Genomic DNA, 15,776 nt, shown 5'->3' on the forward strand with positions numbered 1-15,776 from the left:
ATAACGATACATGCGTAGATTAGGACTCCTTTTTTTGTGTCTACTTCAGTTTTCCTGCTCCAGTCAGGATAAGAAAAAGATTAATGGTGTAAGTTTTGTGGCTTCTAGAAGCGAAGTATTACAAGAACATATAGACGGTGTAAAGGAAGTTAATGCTAATCACGCCGCTGTTATGCCGTTTGGTTTTATTAGAGATGTGGCTTCGCCTGAAATCGTATTTAATACGGAGCGCCAATGGTTTGGAGAAACCAATAAAGGAGCCATGCAATACATTGGCTTGCTTCATAAAAATAACATTAAAACCATGGTAAAGCCGCAAATATGGATTTGGAAAGGCGAGTTTACCGGCACCTTACATATGAACTCTGAGGAAGATTGGGAAAAACTTGAAGCTTCTTATGATAAATTCATTTTGGCCAATGCTAAAATGGCGCAAAAAACCCAATCTGAGGTATTCTGTATTGGTACTGAACTAGAGAAGTTTGTGACAAATAGACCGGAATATTGGCATCGCTTGATTGCAAAAATCCGCACTATTTATGATGGAAAACTTACCTATGCAGCCAATTGGGATGAATATTCGCGAGTTCCTTTTTGGGAAGATTTGGATTATATAGGAATTGATGCGTATTTTCCGCTGTCGGAAGAAAAAACACCTACTGTAGAGCAATTAAAAGAAGGTTGGCAAAGGTGGAAAGGTGATATAGCTGCTCTTTCGGAAAAAACAGGAAAACCTGTTCTATTTACGGAATTTGGGTACAGAAGTATGGATTACACAGCCCACAAGCCTTGGTTGGTTGATAGAAATGAGGACGAGGTAAATCTAGTTGCTCAGGTAAATGCTAAAAAAGCCATCTTCGCAGAGTTTTGGGACGAAGAATGGTTTGCAGGAGGTTATGTGTGGAAGTGGTTTATAGATTATAAAAAATCGGGAGGTGAGACAGATAATAGGTTTACACCGCAAAATAAGCCAGCACAAGAAGTTATAAAAGAAGTCTATAAAAAATATTGATATGCGTTCAGTCATTTTTTTCATTCTATTAGCTGTATCTGTCAGCTGTTCATCAGATTTGGAAGACCAAGATGCCACGTTAAAGGAGGGTTTAATGAATCGTACTCCTGTGCTTGATAATGTTATAGCATGTGCAGCCAGTAATGAAAACGATGATTTGGTAAGTGTGTTTTTCTATCCCAGAGATGGTGCAACCAACATACGGTATTATGAGACTGAAGACCTGAATGTATCTAAGACCGATTTTGACAAGTACTACCGTTTAGATATTCCGTCTTTTGATGTTTTTAATGGCTATCTAAAAAAGTTTGAAGTCGCAATTTCTGAGGAGAGATGGGTCATTGTTACTTTTGAAGAGGAAGGTAAGACCCATGTGTCAAACCCTATTCGGATAAAACATTTTACCAAACCTACGGAATATGTTTCCCAAAATATTAAAATTGATTCACTCCAAACTGGTAGACCTGTTTTTTCATGGGAAGACGGTAAGTATACGGACTCTAAAATCTATTTTCAGGTGGTGTCGGATGAGTCGGATAATTTGCTTTCCGGTACATATACCTACGATACTAGTTTTCAATTTTACAACCTAGACAACGTAGTGTTGAATATAACAAAAGGAAACCCTCTTGCTTTAAAATCAGAATCAGCCTATAATTTTACAGTAATGGCTGTAAGCGAGGATAATTGGGTAAATCTTTTTTCTGAGATAGAATTTTAGCGTACTAAGAAGATATTTTTTCTGAGGTGATATTTTTAGAATGGACATAATTTATATTTGTAGTACCATAGCTTAAAGCATGATTAGAAGAATACTTCTGTTTTCTATTATAGTGTTAAGTGGGGTGTTCTTACAGGCACAAGAAGGGACCGTTTTAAGTGTTCAGATACAAGGTGCAACACGTACCAAGCCGTCTTTTTTAAAGAACTTGGTTAGTTTAAAGTCGGGAATGATGTTAGATTCTGTTCTTTTGGAGCAGGATATAGCCCGCTTGCAACGCCTACCTTCAATATCGCATGCCTACTATCAAGTTTTTTCGTCTCATACCAATGAGCACAATGTGTTTTATAATGTTGAGGAAAACTTTACGTTAATTCCATTTGCCAATCTTTTTTCATCTTCCAACGACGCATTTGCCTTTAGGTTAGGGCTGCAAGAATTCAATTTTTTGGGTAGAAATATAACCTTGGGCGGTTTTTATCAGTATGATGTTTTTAATTCCTACGGACTGGCCGTACGTGCTCCGCACTTGTTCAGTAGAACTACAGGTCTCTCTGTTAGTTATAACGATTTTACCACGCAAGAACCTGTTTTCTTTGACGGGACAACGGCAGATTATAGGTATAATAATAGTGGGTTTGAAGTTATGGGGTTACATGAATTCAATTTTAAAAACCGAATAGAATTTGGAGGAAGCCTTTTTACGGAAGATTATAAATACTTGTCGGGAGCTACAAGTGCTAATGTGCCAAGAACGTTAAAGGTAAATAAGCACCTTTTTAAACTCATTTACAATTACGAAAACATCAAGTACTATTTCTATTTTTTAGATGGATTTAGGAGTACCTTAAACTTTCAATATGTAGGTAGTACCGATACAAACTTGCCTGAGTTTGTAATTGGTTTTAATGACTTTGTTTATTTTAAAAGAGTGGGAGATAAAGGCAATTGGGCTAATCGGCTTAGATTGGGACTGGCAAGTAACGTAAATACGCCTTTTGCACCTTTTACGGTAGACAATAATCTAAACATACGGGGCGTAGGCAATACTATTGATAGAGGAACAGGAGCAATTGTTTTCAATACAGAATACCGTCATACCCTTATGGAGGAAGATTGGTTTGTTTTGCAAAGCAACTTTTTTATTGATGGTGGTTCATGGCGAAATCCTGGAGGTAAATTCAATGATTTTTCTGATAAAAGTAATATTCGGATATACCCGGGTGTAGGGCTCCGGTTAATGCACAAACGTATCTTTAATGCTATTTTTAGAATAGATTATGGGTACGGGATTACAAAAGATGCTTCTAGAGGTATTGTTTTTGGAATTGGACAGTACTTTTAATTAAACGTTCCAATAGGTATCATACTCCTCCTGAAAAGTTAAGGTCTCCATATTTGGCATACGGTCTATCAATAAAATTCCGTTGAGGTGGTCTAATTCATGTTGTGCCACGATTGCCGAGAAGTCATCAAGCACTTTTTCAAACTTTTCTCCCTTTATGTCAAGTCCGCTTAATTTTACCTTTTTGTAACGTTTTAACCTGCCGCGTATTCTGGGTATGGAAAGACAACCTTCCCAACCTTCTACTTCTTCAGATGACAAAGGCTCTATTTCAGGATTTATAACTGTAGTTAGGGCAAAAGACCCTTTATCTGGGTAGCGGTCGTTTTTTTTCATTTCCATGGCAAAGACTCTTTTGAGTACACCTACTTGTATGGCCGCAATTCCCGCTACACTTTCTGCTCGCATGGTTTCCACAAGATCTGCTATAAACTGCTGAAATTTCGGAGAGGTTATTTCGTTCTGTCCAACTTCTTTGGATACCTTTCTCAATAGAGGGTTTCCCATTTTTATCACATCAAGAACAGCCATATTTTCTAATTTATTGTGCTAAATTTACAACGTTCTCCGTTTCTATTCTTGAAAGTTCTTCCAATTCTCCTTTTTGAAATAAAGAAGGCAATTCTGTAAGTGGAGTATCTACTGGTGCTTTGTAATTTACATAATCTTGGAATATAATGCCGTCTACGGTCCTACGATTGTATGCACTTCTGAAGCGTACGCCTCCATCGTTCGTTTCGTAGGAGTAGGCCAAATAATCTATAGTCTTCGTTTTTGTGTTGATCCAATACATAAAAACATCATCATGATCCGTGCCGCCACCTTTTTGGTCAAAAGTAACCTCAATAGCTTTGTAGTCGGTATCTTTAATTTTTACATTTTCCACGTATTTTTTATGTACCGCTTTATCGTTTAGCTTGTGGGGTAATGTGGCAAAATAAATAACAGAATTTAAGGCTTCGGTGTATTTAGTGTTGTCTTTAGGTGATAATGTAACCGGTTGTTCATTTAGGGTACGCAATAATTTTCCATTGTTAAGAAAGTCAATGGTTTTATCCCCGTTTTCGGTCATAGTCGTCGTATAAATATACTTGTTGCCATTGTTTTGGAATGTATAGTCTTTATCACGAAAAGTAAAACCATAATGTGCTGTGCTATATCGGCTACCACCATGCGCAATTATGGCTTCTAGAACTAGTATTTCTGCGTCATCGGGCTCATCTCTTTGGATAGAGTCATCCATGGGTTTCGTAAGTTTTGGAACCTCCTTTTCTGCAGTTTTTTCTTTTTCTTTTGATTTGCATGAGGATAATCCTAATAGTAGGGTTAGAGTGAAAAGGTAAAAAGTAACTTTCATAAATAGGTTTAGATTTCAACTACCCCGTTGGGGCATTGTATAATAGCTTTAATGTTAGTGTTCTCATTGGGGTCTATTCGTAAATGTACACCCAATTTTTTGAATGTAATTTTTAATAGGTCGGCATTTGGGTGTGTACCATACAGCTCAATTAATTTACATCCCATATTTGGTAAAGCATCATGCGGATGTGTTTCCGTTTGGCTCCAATCTACCATAAAAGGTATAAGCTCTACTTCTGGGGTCGGCAGTGGAAGAATAAGCTGCCATTTTAAAAGGGAGCCGTTTGCCGTATTTCTACTTCCGCCGGTGATTTTTCCCATCTCGGGGTGATATTGTTTTACTATTTCCGCATCTTTTTCAAGCTGTTCGGATTTTAGGGACCAACGAGTTATTTGGTCTTTTTTAAGGACGTCAATTCCCATCCATCTGGGAGGGAGTATATTTTTATTGTCATCATCGGCTGCCAGAAGCTCAAGATAAGTGCCGTTATCCAAATTAATAAGAGCATTTTTTGTGCCCTGAGTGGCATGGTAACCTCCAAAAACTGCTTTAACACCAAGCTTCTTTTCTAAAGTTAGGATTGCAGCGTCTAAATCCTTTACGGAATAGACAATGTGATCTAAAAGTCTATTAGTTGTTTTTGTTGATTTCATAAGCTTAAAGATATTTTAAAAGTAAGAGTTTAGGGCATATGTTTCCGAAGATTACCATGGATTCTCCGTATTGTGCCGTTCTCGGACGTAGAGCCCAAATACCTTTGTTCCGGTAAAATAATTAAAAACAAATTACTATGAAAAAAGCATTAATAATAGGTGGAAGTAGTGGAATTGGAAAAGCAACGGCACAAAACCTTTTAAACGAAGGTCTAGAAGTACATGTGGTTGGTACTAATCCTGAAAAACTTGAAACTTTTAAAGAAGAAGCTACAGGAAATTTGGTTATCCATAAGGTTGATATTACCAGTGCGAACGAATTGGACGGCTTAAATGCGGAAATAAGTGGTTGGGATAATTTGGATTACTTAGTGAATGCTTCAGGTATTTTTGGTCCCAAACCATTTTTAGACCACACTGTGGCAGATTACGATTCGTATATGGACTTAAATAGAGGGTTCTATTTTATTACTCAAACTGCTGCTAAAAAAATGGCGGCTACGGGTGGTGGATCAATTGTAAACGTTGGATCTATGTGGGCCAAACAAGCGGTGAAAGCAACACCTTCAACTGCGTATTCTATGCAAAAGGCAGGTTTACATTCATTAACACAACATTTGGCCATGGAGTTGGCAGATTCTAAAATCCGTGTAAATGCGGTATCTCCGGCAGTAGTTCAAACTCCGGTTTATGATAGTGTTTTTGGAGGGAAAGAAGAGGCCAATGAGGCTTTGCAAGGTTTCCATGGTTTTCACCCCATTGGGCGATATGGAAAACCAGAAGATGTGGCCAATACCATTTCCTTTTTACTTTCGGATAAAGCTTCATGGGTAACAGGTGCTATTTGGGATACAGATGGTGGTGTAATGTCCGGAAGAAACTAAATACAAATAATAAATGTTGGAAGATGGAAGCAATTTGTGGTCTGACAAGTAAATGTATGAATTGCTCCATTTTTCTTCACATATAAAATTAGCGAAGTTATGTACGATATGAAGAATCTAGAGAAGTTACCAACTCTAGGAAAAGAATCAGAAAAGACAATGAAGGCTTTTTGGGCTTTTGACCAAGCTGCTTTGGCAGATGGCGCTATACCAAAAAAGTATAAGGAATTAATGGCAATTGCCGTAGCTTTGACAACACAATGCCCGTATTGTCTTGAAATACACAAAGATGCTGCAATAGCGGCAGGCGCCACACAAGAGGAGCTAGCGGAAGTTACTATGATTTCTGCAGCATTAAGGGCAGGAGCGGCAGTAGTACACGGAACACATTTAATGAAGTAAGTTTGAAAGGGAATTTTTCTAAATATATTATTGTAGGAGCGGGGCTTTCAGGTCTAACATCGGCGTACAAATTATCTAATAAAGGTGAAACCAGTTTTACGGTTATTGAATCTCGAGACCGTATTGGAGGGCGAATCGTAACCCGAGACAGGATTGATTATGGGGCTACGTGGTTCCAGACGCACCATCAAGAAGTTATAGCACTTTTAGATGAGCTTGGTGTTGAGAAATACCATCAATATAATAAAGGGAAGAGTGTATTGGTCTATAGTACCATGGCGCCCGAACATTATTTTGAGAATGACCCAAATACACCGTCTGCCTACCGTATTAAAGGAAATTCACAAGCTTTGATTCAAGCATTGGCTAAACCGGTATTGGACAAAATACAGGTCAGTACTAGCGTTTCGAGCATTACAGAAACAGAAGATGGAGTACGGGTAGAAACCGATAAAGGCATATTTTACAGCGAAAAGGTGATTGTTACCATTCCGCCAAAAATAGCTACCCGTATTTCTTTTTCTCCTGAATTGCCAGTTGAGGTTGGAACGGTGATGGATAAGACCCACACTTGGATGAGCAATGCTATAAAGGTAGGGTTGACGTTTAAGGAGCCATTTTGGCGAAACAAGAATTTTTCGGGAATGGTCATTGGCCAAGTAGGTGCGGTTACTGAACTTTATGATCATAATGATTCTGAAAACCAACACTATGCCCTAATGGGTTTTGTAAACGAAGGGCTTCGCGATACATCGGCCGAGAATAGAAAACAACGCATTTTAGATTATTTGTCTAAATATCTGGGAGCTGAAATCTTAGATTATCTTACCTATGAAGAAAAAGATTGGTCTCAAGATTGGCATACCTCATGTGAAACAATAAAATCGGTTTATATGAGTCCGTCTTACGGGAATACGGTTTTTGACAAAAATTACATGAACGGAAAATTACGATTCTCGGGAGCTGAAACCTCTCCTATTCACGGTGGATATATGGACGGTGCCATTTATAGTGGAATTAAAACCATAGAAAAATTGTAAGTTAAGGTGTTAGTGAAGCAATCTTTTTCCGACAAATGGATTTTAACCAGCTCCAACCGAAGTGAATGCAACATTCAAAGAATAAAATTGAGCAGTACCATTTGCATAAAATGCACCCTCGGAAGCTTCAGTTTGAGCTGTACGACTTAAATGCGTATAGGAAAAAAAGTGGCGATTTAGCTGCCGTGCCCCACTCGCATAGTTACTATCAAATTATATGGTTCTTTAATGAAGGGGGGACGCATGCGGTAGATTTTAAGAAGTATGATGTAAAGAAGAACACGGTACTTTTTGTTACTAAAGATCAAGTACATGCTTTTGATGATAATGAAGATGTGCAGGGTTGGCTTATTCATTTTAACGAAAGCTTTTTTAAACATACAGATGTAGATATGTTTCTGAAATTCAACATTTTTCACATGTTGGATAAACCTTGTTATACTATTGAAAAGGGAGTTCTTAGCGTTGCATCAACTTATATCACTTTAATACAGCGTGAATTGGAACAGCGTGATAGGTTTGGATATGAAGATATTATCCGTTTTTTATTGAAGTCCTTTTTAATTCAATTGGAACGCATTCATCAAAAAAATGATAGTGAGCCTATTCAACTTAATAGTCTCTATGAAAGGCAGTTTTTTGAATTTAAAGAACTAATAGAGAAACATTTTAAAGAAGGTCTATCAGTAGCGGATTATGCTGGTTTACTGCATATTTCCTCCAAAACATTAGCTACACTTTCCAATTCGGTTGTAGGTAAGTCTCCTTCCCAAGTTATTGCTGAACGAACCATATTAGAGGCCAAACGTCTTGTGAGGTTCACGGGATTACAAATCAATGAAATTGCATTTAGATTGGGGTTTGAAGATGCATCGTATTTTGTAAAATACTTTAAAAGACACCTAGGGAAATCTCCTAAAAGTTATCGCCAAAGTCAATTTACTTGATTAATTGGTTAAAAAATAGACTGTTGAAGAAATCGTTAACTAAATTGTTCTAGGTCTTGTTATTTTGTCTGTGGGTTCTTTAATTTTGTATCACATGGTTTTTAGGCATTGTTTTTGATTTTCTGGGATTAGTAGGTTCTACTAAGCAGATGTTCATTTGGTTTTGATACAGTTTTTGATGAAGTACATTTTTTCTTATCGTTTTAGGGCAGTTGGTCTTTTGGTCGTTGCCATTAGTTTCACTATGTCGGCTTTTTCTCAGGATACCATTCATACGGTTGTTGCAGAAAGAGGGGATGGTATACTTTCACTATTAAGAAAGCAAGGGGTTAACCCATATGACCATTATGATGATTTTATATCCATGAATATTGAGAATCTGCGGGATAGCGTTCATTTGTATGCAGGACGAACCTATAAAATCCCAAATGCAAATCTTGATACGGTTGAGGTTGTGGATTCTATCCAAAGGAAAACAAAGGAAATTAAAAAAATTGAAGGGAAGCGCTATGCTATTTTTGGAAAAGGGCATGAAACGGTTATACCCAATAGTGAGAAGCTAAAAGATGCGGTCTATTACTTAGTTTCTGGTCATGGAGGTCCTGACCCTGGGGCAATGGCTACCTACGGGGGTAAATCAATTGCTGAAGACGAATATGCATATGATATTACGTTACGCCTTGCTAAAGAGCTATTGTCCCATGGCGCTAGGGTTTACATTATCATAAGAGATGAAAATGATGGTATAAGAGATGAGCGCATTTTGGAAATAGATCATGATGAGGTTGCTTATCCTAATAAGAGAATTCCATTAAATCAGGTGGCGCGCTTAAAGCAACGTGTAGATATTGTAAACAATTTGCATAGAAAAAATAGAGGAAAATACCAGCGTTTAATAGTTACGCATATTGATAGCCGTAGTGTAGGGCAGAATATAGATGTGTTTTTCTATCACCATGAAAAGAGCAGAAACGGTAAAAAGTTGGCGGAGAGCATACATAAGACCTTTCTAAAGAAATATAAAAAGTATCAGCCTAACCGTACCTATTCAGGGACTTTTGAAGATAGGACGTCTTTGTATTTGGTAAAAAAAACGCATCCTGCTATGACTTTTATTGAAGTTGGAAATATACAGAACAAGAAAGACCAAAGACGTATTCTTGAGCCCGAAAACCGACAAGCATTAGCGAAATGGATTAGCGAAGGTGTTCTGTTAGATTACGAACTGGGTGAAATAGGCCCAATTCGCTAAACCGAAATTTTTCGTTTGTAATAGTCGTACAACTGGTCTGGTCCTGCGCCCAAATAATTTTTAAGGTGCATCATTCCAAAATGATACTGTAACTTGACCATACCCCTTTCTTCATATCTTCTGGCCGAGGTTTTTACGTGTCTGGGTAAAATTTTAAAGAATGTGTTTTTATACAATCTTCCTATGAATTCATTGTCTTCATAAACCACATAGTCTTCGTTAAAGCCGCCAGAAGAATTAAATAGCTGTTTTGTAATAAACAGAGATTGGTCACCTCCTCTACAAAGTTGATGGTTAACTCTAGTAAACCATGCAAAAAAGTTTAAGAAGTGACTATTGCTATCAAATTTCATCTGAAAACAACCTGTTTGGTAACCGTTTCCCACCGCATCTATAATAGATTGGTCAAAATCTTTGGGAGGTAAAGTGTCTGCATGTAAAAAGTAAAGAATACTACCTTTTGCATTTTTGGCACCATAATTTAATTGTTTGGCCCTGCCTTTGGTTGAGTGAATAACCTTTGCCCCGGATTTTTCCGCAATTGACACGGTATGATCTGCACTCCCACCATCAACAATCAATATTTCATTGATATTTGTAGGGGAGCTGTTCGCGGTTAAGTAATTGATTGTTTCAGCAATACCATGTGCTTCGTTCAATACCGGAATTACAATGCTTATTTGGAGTTTATTTTTTCTCATTCAAACTCCAGTCATATGTAACGTATTCAATTTTAGCCTTAGAGTTTATTTCCGTTTGGCTATATTTTTTGATATAATCGATAAGACTTCCGTTTTCGGTAAAATCCTTTTTATACCATTTAAAAATATTCGAAAGCTGTAATTTTTCTTTAGAAAGAATATTTCTGGTAGGGTCATTTACAAAGTCTTCGGAAGCTTTCTGCAACTGACTCTCTAGTTTTGAGACCGTATATGCTTCGTTTAGCAATTTGGGACAAGAAAAAGAAGCACAGTTTATAGCAAAATGAATACGGGGCTCATCCATTTTACGGAGAATTTTATGCTCAATATCACCTAGAGAAAAAGTTTCTTCTCCAATTTTCACCCATTCTTTACCCCAAGGGTTCTTTATGTCTTTAATGCTTTTTGTGGGATAGTTGTTTAAAATTAACTGTACCGTTGCTGCATTATAGAGGTTAATGTAATAGGCCAAACCTTCTTCTTTGGACCAAGTTTCGGATGGTATGGTATTCCCTAGATAATCTAAATATGAACTAAGCGCGTCTTGGTCTGTTTTAAAACCTTTGTAATCTACATTGCCAGAGTCGTCTACATATTTTTTTAAAAGAGAATTCCAGGAACTGTGGTCTAAAACTTTGTTTTGGGCGTTTCCCGTAAATTGATGTATGGGCATTTCTTTCCCTCCAAAAAGAGAAAAAAGTCCCGCTAAGGAAAATAGTGATAAAATTGTCATTTTAGCCATTAGTTTAAATTGCATAGGGTTTGGTATCTAACAATAAGTAGTACGATAACTCAAAAACTTACAATTAAGTATTCTTCCTAATTTCTAATGCAAACAAAGATTAACGGTTTTACAAGGTCTTAATCAATTCTCTAAAAAGCTTCACCATTTTTGGCTCTGCGGTTTCTGCCGTTTCAATGATTCGCTGTATGTCTACGCTTTTTAGATTGTCCGGGTCACATTCATCCGTAATTACGGAAACGGCAACTATGGGCAGATTTAAGTGGTTTGCTACAATTACCTCAGGTACTGTGCTCATTCCAACCGCATCGGCGCCAATGATTTTTAGCATTCGGTATTCTGCCTTGGTTTCTAATTGTGGGCCTACTACTGAAGCATAAACACCTCCGTGCAGGGTAATATCCTCTTTTTGGGCAATTGCAAGTAGGCTTTTGCGCATAGGAACATCATAGGGTTCGGACATGTCCGTGAAACGGTCGCCAAATTTTCCTACACCTTTAAAAGCAAGCGGAGAGCCGCCTTGAAGGTTGATATGGTCTTCAATGAGCATTAAATCCCCTTCTTTATAATCTAGGTTAATGGCTCCGGCGGCATTGGAAATGAACAGTTTTTTTATGCCCAGTTGGTGCATCACACGAATAGGGTACGTGATATCTAGAAAATCATAACCTTCATATAGATGGAAGCGCCCTTGCATGACCACGGCCTTTTTGCCTTCTATAGTACCATAAATGAGTTTTCCAGAGTGAAATTCTACGGTAGCCAGCGGAAAAAAAGGAATATGGTTGTAATGCGCCTCAATAGGGTCCTCTATCTGTTCTGCTAGTTTGCCTAGACCGGTACCTAGTACAATACCAATTTCTGGCGTATCAAAACCCTTGCTCTGTAGGTAGGCAACGGATTCATTTAATTGCTTTTGTATCATGTTTTAATGTGTTTTAAATAGGGCTGAAAAGCTTCAACGTCCTTAATATCCTCGTAAATATCAACATCGTTTCGCTCTTCTAAAATATGATATTTTTCGTTTTTTAAATCGTTTAAGGTGTCGGCAAGGACAGTTTCGTTCCCCCAATTTTTTTGAACGAATAACTCTGGTTTAAAGCGGTTCATGCCCAGAAGATAATACCCGCCGTCTTCAGCTGGCCCAATTACAAAATCGTTTTTCTTTAATTCCGAAAAAGCATTTTGGAGGTCGTCTTGGTCCAGGTCAAACATATCGCTGCCAATAACAATGATTCGCTCATAGCCGGAAGCAAATCCGTCTTGAAAGGCCTTTGCCATGCGAATGCCCAAATCATTGCCTTGCTGTAATCTTTTGTCGAATATACTCGGGTTCCATATGTCGTCCGCCCAAATTTCTTCGGAATACCAAACCTGTTTTGCTGCGCTTAGATTTTTTGTAATCTCTACCGTATGATTTAGTAGAAATTTATATATGTCTAAAGCTACTTCATTACCAACAGTCGCTGCCAACCGGGTTTTGCACTTGCCCAATTGTGGGTTTCGCGTAAAAATGAGCAATAGATTTTTTGAAGCTACATTGGTATAGTTTACCGTGGCGGCTTCTTTTTGTTTTTCTTTAGGGGTTATAAAACTCAAATGATTATTTTTTTAGAATTTGTCGCCAAAACAGGGCATCTATTACGGACTCAAATGAAACTAGTACACTTTTTCTCCTGTTTTAAGTAGTTTCCCCCAATGTTTATTGAAAGCATGTACACGCTCGGTTTCGTTTCCTATGGTGTCATAAACGGGAAGCCCTTCGTTTTTCCATTCAAAAATGCCTCCGTATAGATTTTTTACATTGGTGTAGCCTGCTTTTTCCAATTTCTCACCAATATTTTCGGAACGGACCCCAATAGAACAGTAAACGACAATTTCACTGTCTTTATTTTGGACTTTCTGAACAACGGAATCCAGCTGAAAAGTATCATAACCCACCCAGATAGCATCTTTTAAATGGCTCACCTCGTATTCGGCCTTCTCGCGGGCATCTAATAATATAGGGCCTGTGGTAGAGTCAAGAGCTGTTACGTGAATATAATCAACAGATTCTTTGTTCAGCTTTTTTAAGGTTTTATCGATTTTACTTTGAGAAAAAGAAACCGAAGCAATACAGAGAAATAGAATTGTGGATAATTTTGTTTTCATGGCAATTAAACTTGAAGCACAGAAACAAAGATAAGATTAATATCAGCTGCAGTTGTTAAGTCAAAACTAAGAGTTTTAAAATTCCATATGCTTTTTTGCAACCATTTCACGAGCCAGGGCTTCAAGGTCAATGCCCATATTTTCTTTGTTGACTTTCAGGGCTTGGGTGCGGAGCGTTACGGGTAGGTTGGAATATCCGTCTTTTGCGCCTAGAATCATACCGGCCACAGCAGCAACGGTGTCATTATCTCTTCCGTAGTTGACGATAAATTGCAAGGTCTTTTCAAAATCACCTTCGCCGTATTGTAGTGCGGTAACAAGAATTTGCCAGATTTCCCCAGAGTGAAAAGGAATGGCTTTTTCGTTTTTTTCTAAAAATTGATAGGCCATTTCTTGACGCGTCCAATCTTTATGGCTCCCTTGAAACCCTTCAGGGATTTTAAAAGTAATGCTGTCTTTAGGCGTTAAGGTATCGGCTAAGACAAGTTGCTTCAGTGCAAGTACTTTTTTAACGGAGGCGTCTGTCATGTCATAAGCAATACGACCGACCAGCCGACTGTCCTGATAACGCAAAGGGTCTACAAAAGTTGCCGTGTTAATAATAGAGTCAATGTTTTTAGTGCGAAGTGCCATATGTGTCATTGCCGAAACCAAGGCCGAAATATCCTTAGCGTACCCTATATCGAACAAAGTATGATTATAAGCCAATGTATATGCGTTTTCGGGAGAATTACTGATTAGCCCAAACATAGGCGTGTATAATTGTCCTGCGCAGGACATTTCACCGCCGTAAAAACGATTCATCGCTTTTAAATAAGAGTCCGTATCTTTTTCGTAAGCCATACTTACACGCGCCCATTCTTTGATCCAGTCTATTTTTTCAATCTGCGTATCTAAAAAATCGGTTTCGGGTATGGTGCCATTGTCATTTATACTCTTTGTTAGGGAGGCATAATAATCAGTTATAAAATTGGCAAAGTTAGGAGCGTTTAAATCTCCCTTGTTCTGGGATAGATACTTTACCATGGCGTATTTCCAACGGGTGTCATCCGTAGTGGCACCGGCAATAAGGTTGTGCCCCCAAGTGCCTTCGGGAGATTGTTGGCGAACGGCAGGAGTAAGTGTTGTAATGTAGCCGTATTTAAGTTGAATATCTTTTCTAGACCACATTTCTGTAGACGCTCCCATGGCATCGCCAATTGCAGAGCCTACAAGCGCACCTAAAACCTTATCATAATATTCCTTTTCAGAAAGATGTAAAGTGTCTGAGGTGTACGTGGTTTTAGTTGGTGCCGGTATATCTATTGAGGTCGTGGATTCTTTGCATGCCATGGCTGCAAAAATCATAAGGCAGGCTAATAACCGTTTCATGGAGCTAAAATAAGTTTACGAGCTTTTTTTAGGAGCTTGCTTTTTTCTTTTAGTGTACGGTCTAGGGGTAATTGGGCAAGCCCAATTAAGCGTCTCATGATTTCTATTCCTGCCATTTGGGACATAAGTTCTAGATCTGCATCACCTTGGTAAGCGGCATGAATACGTTTCATGTAGCCTTTTTTTCCGGTTGCCATAATGATATGCGCCGCCATAACGCCTAAGTCAAATTCCGGGAAACCTACAAAACCAAATTCAGGGTCTATGATGTAAAGATTTTCTGCTTCGGTCATCCAGCTTCCAGGGTAGTAATCGCCATGCAATAAGGTGTTTCCGGGTTCTAAATATTTTTTTCCGACCTTTTTTACTATTTTTTTTATTTTCTTATCCTTCTTGAACTGTAGAGATAGCTCTTGTAGCCCTAGTTGCACGTCATCTAATTGAAATCCGTTATCCTCTAAAAATGGAAGTTCAAAAATATGTTGGTGGTTTAGTTTGCGCATTTCCATATTCTCAGGAAAGTTGCTCGAAACTTTTTTACGGTGAATAAGGCCTAAAATAAAAATCAACCGGTCTAATTGCCTATTTGAAATGGCTTGTTTGTGATAGATATAGACCATGTCTTCACAATGGCCTAAATCTTCTAGCAGTAATAGATTCTCAAAAGCATCAAACCCAATAATTTTTGGAACGTGGGCATGAACGGCATTATCTCTAACTGCCTGATAAAATTGTTTTTCCACCGCAATACGGTTCACCGGTGCTTTGATTTGTTGGTATTTCTGTACGTAGGGGCGAGATTGTTTTAAGATAAAAGAGCGCTGGTCCGTTATGATGCGAAGTACCACATTCATATTGCCGTCGCCAGGCTTCTCTACGGCCGTTATTTTCTCAGCGGGATTTAACCATTCTTTGGATAGTAGATAATTTTGAAGCTCTTCTAGAGAGGTGTTGGCATCTATTATAGTCAAAACAGTAGTTTTATGCAATATAGCCTAAAAACAAAAAAATCCTTACAGATGTAAGGATTTTTTGTGGTGCCTCCAGGAATCGAACCAGGGACACATGGATTTTCAGTCCATTGCTCTACCAACTGAGCTAAGGCACCATACCCGTTTGCGGGGTGCAAATATAATTTCAAATTTGCGATATGCAAACAAAATTTGAAAAAAAGATGAAAGTTAGATAACATTTT

The 15,776-nt window shown here is 38.1% G+C and carries 18 protein-coding genes and 1 tRNA gene; 8 read left to right on the forward strand and 11 right to left on the reverse strand.

Features of this window, described 5'->3' with window-relative positions; translation table 11 throughout:
• The first annotated feature begins 10 nt into the window (after positions 1–10).
• The 3 genes from IWC72_RS08630 to IWC72_RS08640 all read left to right on the forward strand — a co-directional run bounded on the left by IWC72_RS08630 (position 11) and on the right by IWC72_RS08640 (position 3,078).
• Complete coding sequence (locus IWC72_RS08630; protein WP_194529494.1) at positions 11–1,012, forward strand: glycoside hydrolase family 113; 1,002 nt, start codon at positions 11–13, stop codon at positions 1,010–1,012.
• Position 1,013: 1 nt separating this feature from the next.
• The gene (locus IWC72_RS08635; RefSeq protein ID WP_226979527.1) at positions 1,014–1,733 is read left to right on the forward strand and encodes a hypothetical protein; all 720 of its coding nucleotides are present in this window, start codon (positions 1,014–1,016) and stop codon (positions 1,731–1,733) included.
• Between the two features lie 79 nt (positions 1,734–1,812).
• Complete coding sequence (locus IWC72_RS08640) at positions 1,813–3,078, forward strand: BamA/TamA family outer membrane protein (protein WP_194529495.1); 1,266 nt, start codon at positions 1,813–1,815, stop codon at positions 3,076–3,078.
• Here IWC72_RS08640 and def read toward each other — a convergent pair whose 3' ends face one another.
• Genes def through IWC72_RS08655 form a run of 3 tightly spaced genes read right to left on the reverse strand, consistent with a single transcriptional unit; the run spans position 3,079 to position 5,091 of the window.
• The gene (gene def / locus IWC72_RS08645; RefSeq protein WP_194529496.1) at positions 3,079–3,609 is read right to left on the reverse strand and encodes a peptide deformylase; all 531 of its coding nucleotides are present in this window, start codon (positions 3,607–3,609) and stop codon (positions 3,079–3,081) included.
• 10 nt (positions 3,610–3,619) lie between these two features.
• A complete protein-coding gene (locus IWC72_RS08650; RefSeq protein WP_194529497.1) occupies positions 3,620–4,435 on the reverse strand; it encodes a DUF6503 family protein in 816 nt (271 codons plus the stop codon).
• Between the two features lie 8 nt (positions 4,436–4,443).
• Complete coding sequence (locus IWC72_RS08655; RefSeq protein WP_194529498.1) at positions 4,444–5,091, reverse strand: VOC family protein; 648 nt, start codon at positions 5,089–5,091, stop codon at positions 4,444–4,446.
• Positions 5,092–5,228: 137 nt separating this feature from the next.
• On the opposite strand from IWC72_RS08655, the gene IWC72_RS08660 reads away from it, so the two are divergent.
• The 5 genes from IWC72_RS08660 to IWC72_RS08680 all read left to right on the forward strand — a co-directional run bounded on the left by IWC72_RS08660 (position 5,229) and on the right by IWC72_RS08680 (position 9,616).
• The gene (locus tag IWC72_RS08660) at positions 5,229–5,975 is read left to right on the forward strand and encodes an SDR family NAD(P)-dependent oxidoreductase (RefSeq protein WP_194529499.1); all 747 of its coding nucleotides are present in this window, start codon (positions 5,229–5,231) and stop codon (positions 5,973–5,975) included.
• A 99-nt stretch (positions 5,976–6,074) separates the two neighbouring features.
• Positions 6,075–6,377, forward strand: a complete 303-nt coding sequence (locus IWC72_RS08665; protein WP_194529500.1) for a carboxymuconolactone decarboxylase family protein — start codon at positions 6,075–6,077, stop codon at positions 6,375–6,377.
• A gap of 2 nt (positions 6,378–6,379) precedes the next feature.
• The gene (locus tag IWC72_RS08670; RefSeq protein WP_194529501.1) at positions 6,380–7,417 is read left to right on the forward strand and encodes a flavin monoamine oxidase family protein; all 1,038 of its coding nucleotides are present in this window, start codon (positions 6,380–6,382) and stop codon (positions 7,415–7,417) included.
• 65 nt (positions 7,418–7,482) lie between these two features.
• Complete coding sequence (locus IWC72_RS08675) at positions 7,483–8,364, forward strand: AraC family transcriptional regulator (protein WP_194529502.1); 882 nt, start codon at positions 7,483–7,485, stop codon at positions 8,362–8,364.
• A gap of 178 nt (positions 8,365–8,542) precedes the next feature.
• Positions 8,543–9,616 (forward strand): N-acetylmuramoyl-L-alanine amidase family protein, encoded by a 1,074-nt coding sequence (locus tag IWC72_RS08680; protein ID WP_194529503.1) that lies wholly within the window; start codon positions 8,543–8,545, stop codon positions 9,614–9,616.
• Here IWC72_RS08680 and IWC72_RS08685 read toward each other — a convergent pair.
• The 8 genes from IWC72_RS08685 to IWC72_RS08720 form a co-directional block, all read right to left on the reverse strand.
• Positions 9,613–10,317, reverse strand: coding sequence for a TIGR04283 family arsenosugar biosynthesis glycosyltransferase (locus IWC72_RS08685; protein WP_194529504.1), 705 nt, complete (start codon positions 10,315–10,317; stop codon positions 9,613–9,615). The two genes, IWC72_RS08680 and IWC72_RS08685, sit on opposite strands and share 4 nt — an antisense overlap.
• Positions 10,304–11,050 (reverse strand): DUF547 domain-containing protein, encoded by a 747-nt coding sequence (locus IWC72_RS08690; RefSeq protein ID WP_226979528.1) that lies wholly within the window; start codon positions 11,048–11,050, stop codon positions 10,304–10,306. Before IWC72_RS08690 ends, IWC72_RS08685 begins: the two co-directional genes overlap by 14 nt.
• 118 nt (positions 11,051–11,168) lie before the next feature.
• Entirely contained in the window at positions 11,169–11,984 is an 816-nt protein-coding gene (locus IWC72_RS08695; protein ID WP_194529505.1) for a purine-nucleoside phosphorylase, read from the reverse strand.
• Positions 11,981–12,649, reverse strand: coding sequence for a TIGR04282 family arsenosugar biosynthesis glycosyltransferase (locus tag IWC72_RS08700; RefSeq protein ID WP_194531121.1), 669 nt, complete (start codon positions 12,647–12,649; stop codon positions 11,981–11,983). Before IWC72_RS08700 ends, IWC72_RS08695 begins: the two co-directional genes overlap by 4 nt.
• A gap of 69 nt (positions 12,650–12,718) precedes the next feature.
• The gene (locus tag IWC72_RS08705; RefSeq protein WP_194529506.1) at positions 12,719–13,210 is read right to left on the reverse strand and encodes a rhodanese-like domain-containing protein; all 492 of its coding nucleotides are present in this window, start codon (positions 13,208–13,210) and stop codon (positions 12,719–12,721) included.
• Between the two features lie 75 nt (positions 13,211–13,285).
• Entirely contained in the window at positions 13,286–14,581 is a 1,296-nt protein-coding gene (locus IWC72_RS08710; RefSeq protein ID WP_194529507.1) for an ADP-ribosylglycohydrolase family protein, read from the reverse strand.
• A complete protein-coding gene (locus IWC72_RS08715; RefSeq protein ID WP_194529508.1) occupies positions 14,578–15,552 on the reverse strand; it encodes a phosphotransferase in 975 nt (324 codons plus the stop codon). The genes IWC72_RS08710 and IWC72_RS08715 overlap by 4 nt, the downstream gene beginning before the upstream one ends.
• Positions 15,553–15,616: 64 nt before the next feature.
• Positions 15,617–15,689 (reverse strand) — tRNA-Phe (locus tag IWC72_RS08720).
• Positions 15,690–15,776 lie beyond the last annotated feature (87 nt).

Source organism: Zobellia roscoffensis, assembly GCF_015330165.1.
Lineage (GTDB): Bacteria > Bacteroidota > Bacteroidia > Flavobacteriales > Flavobacteriaceae > Zobellia > Zobellia roscoffensis.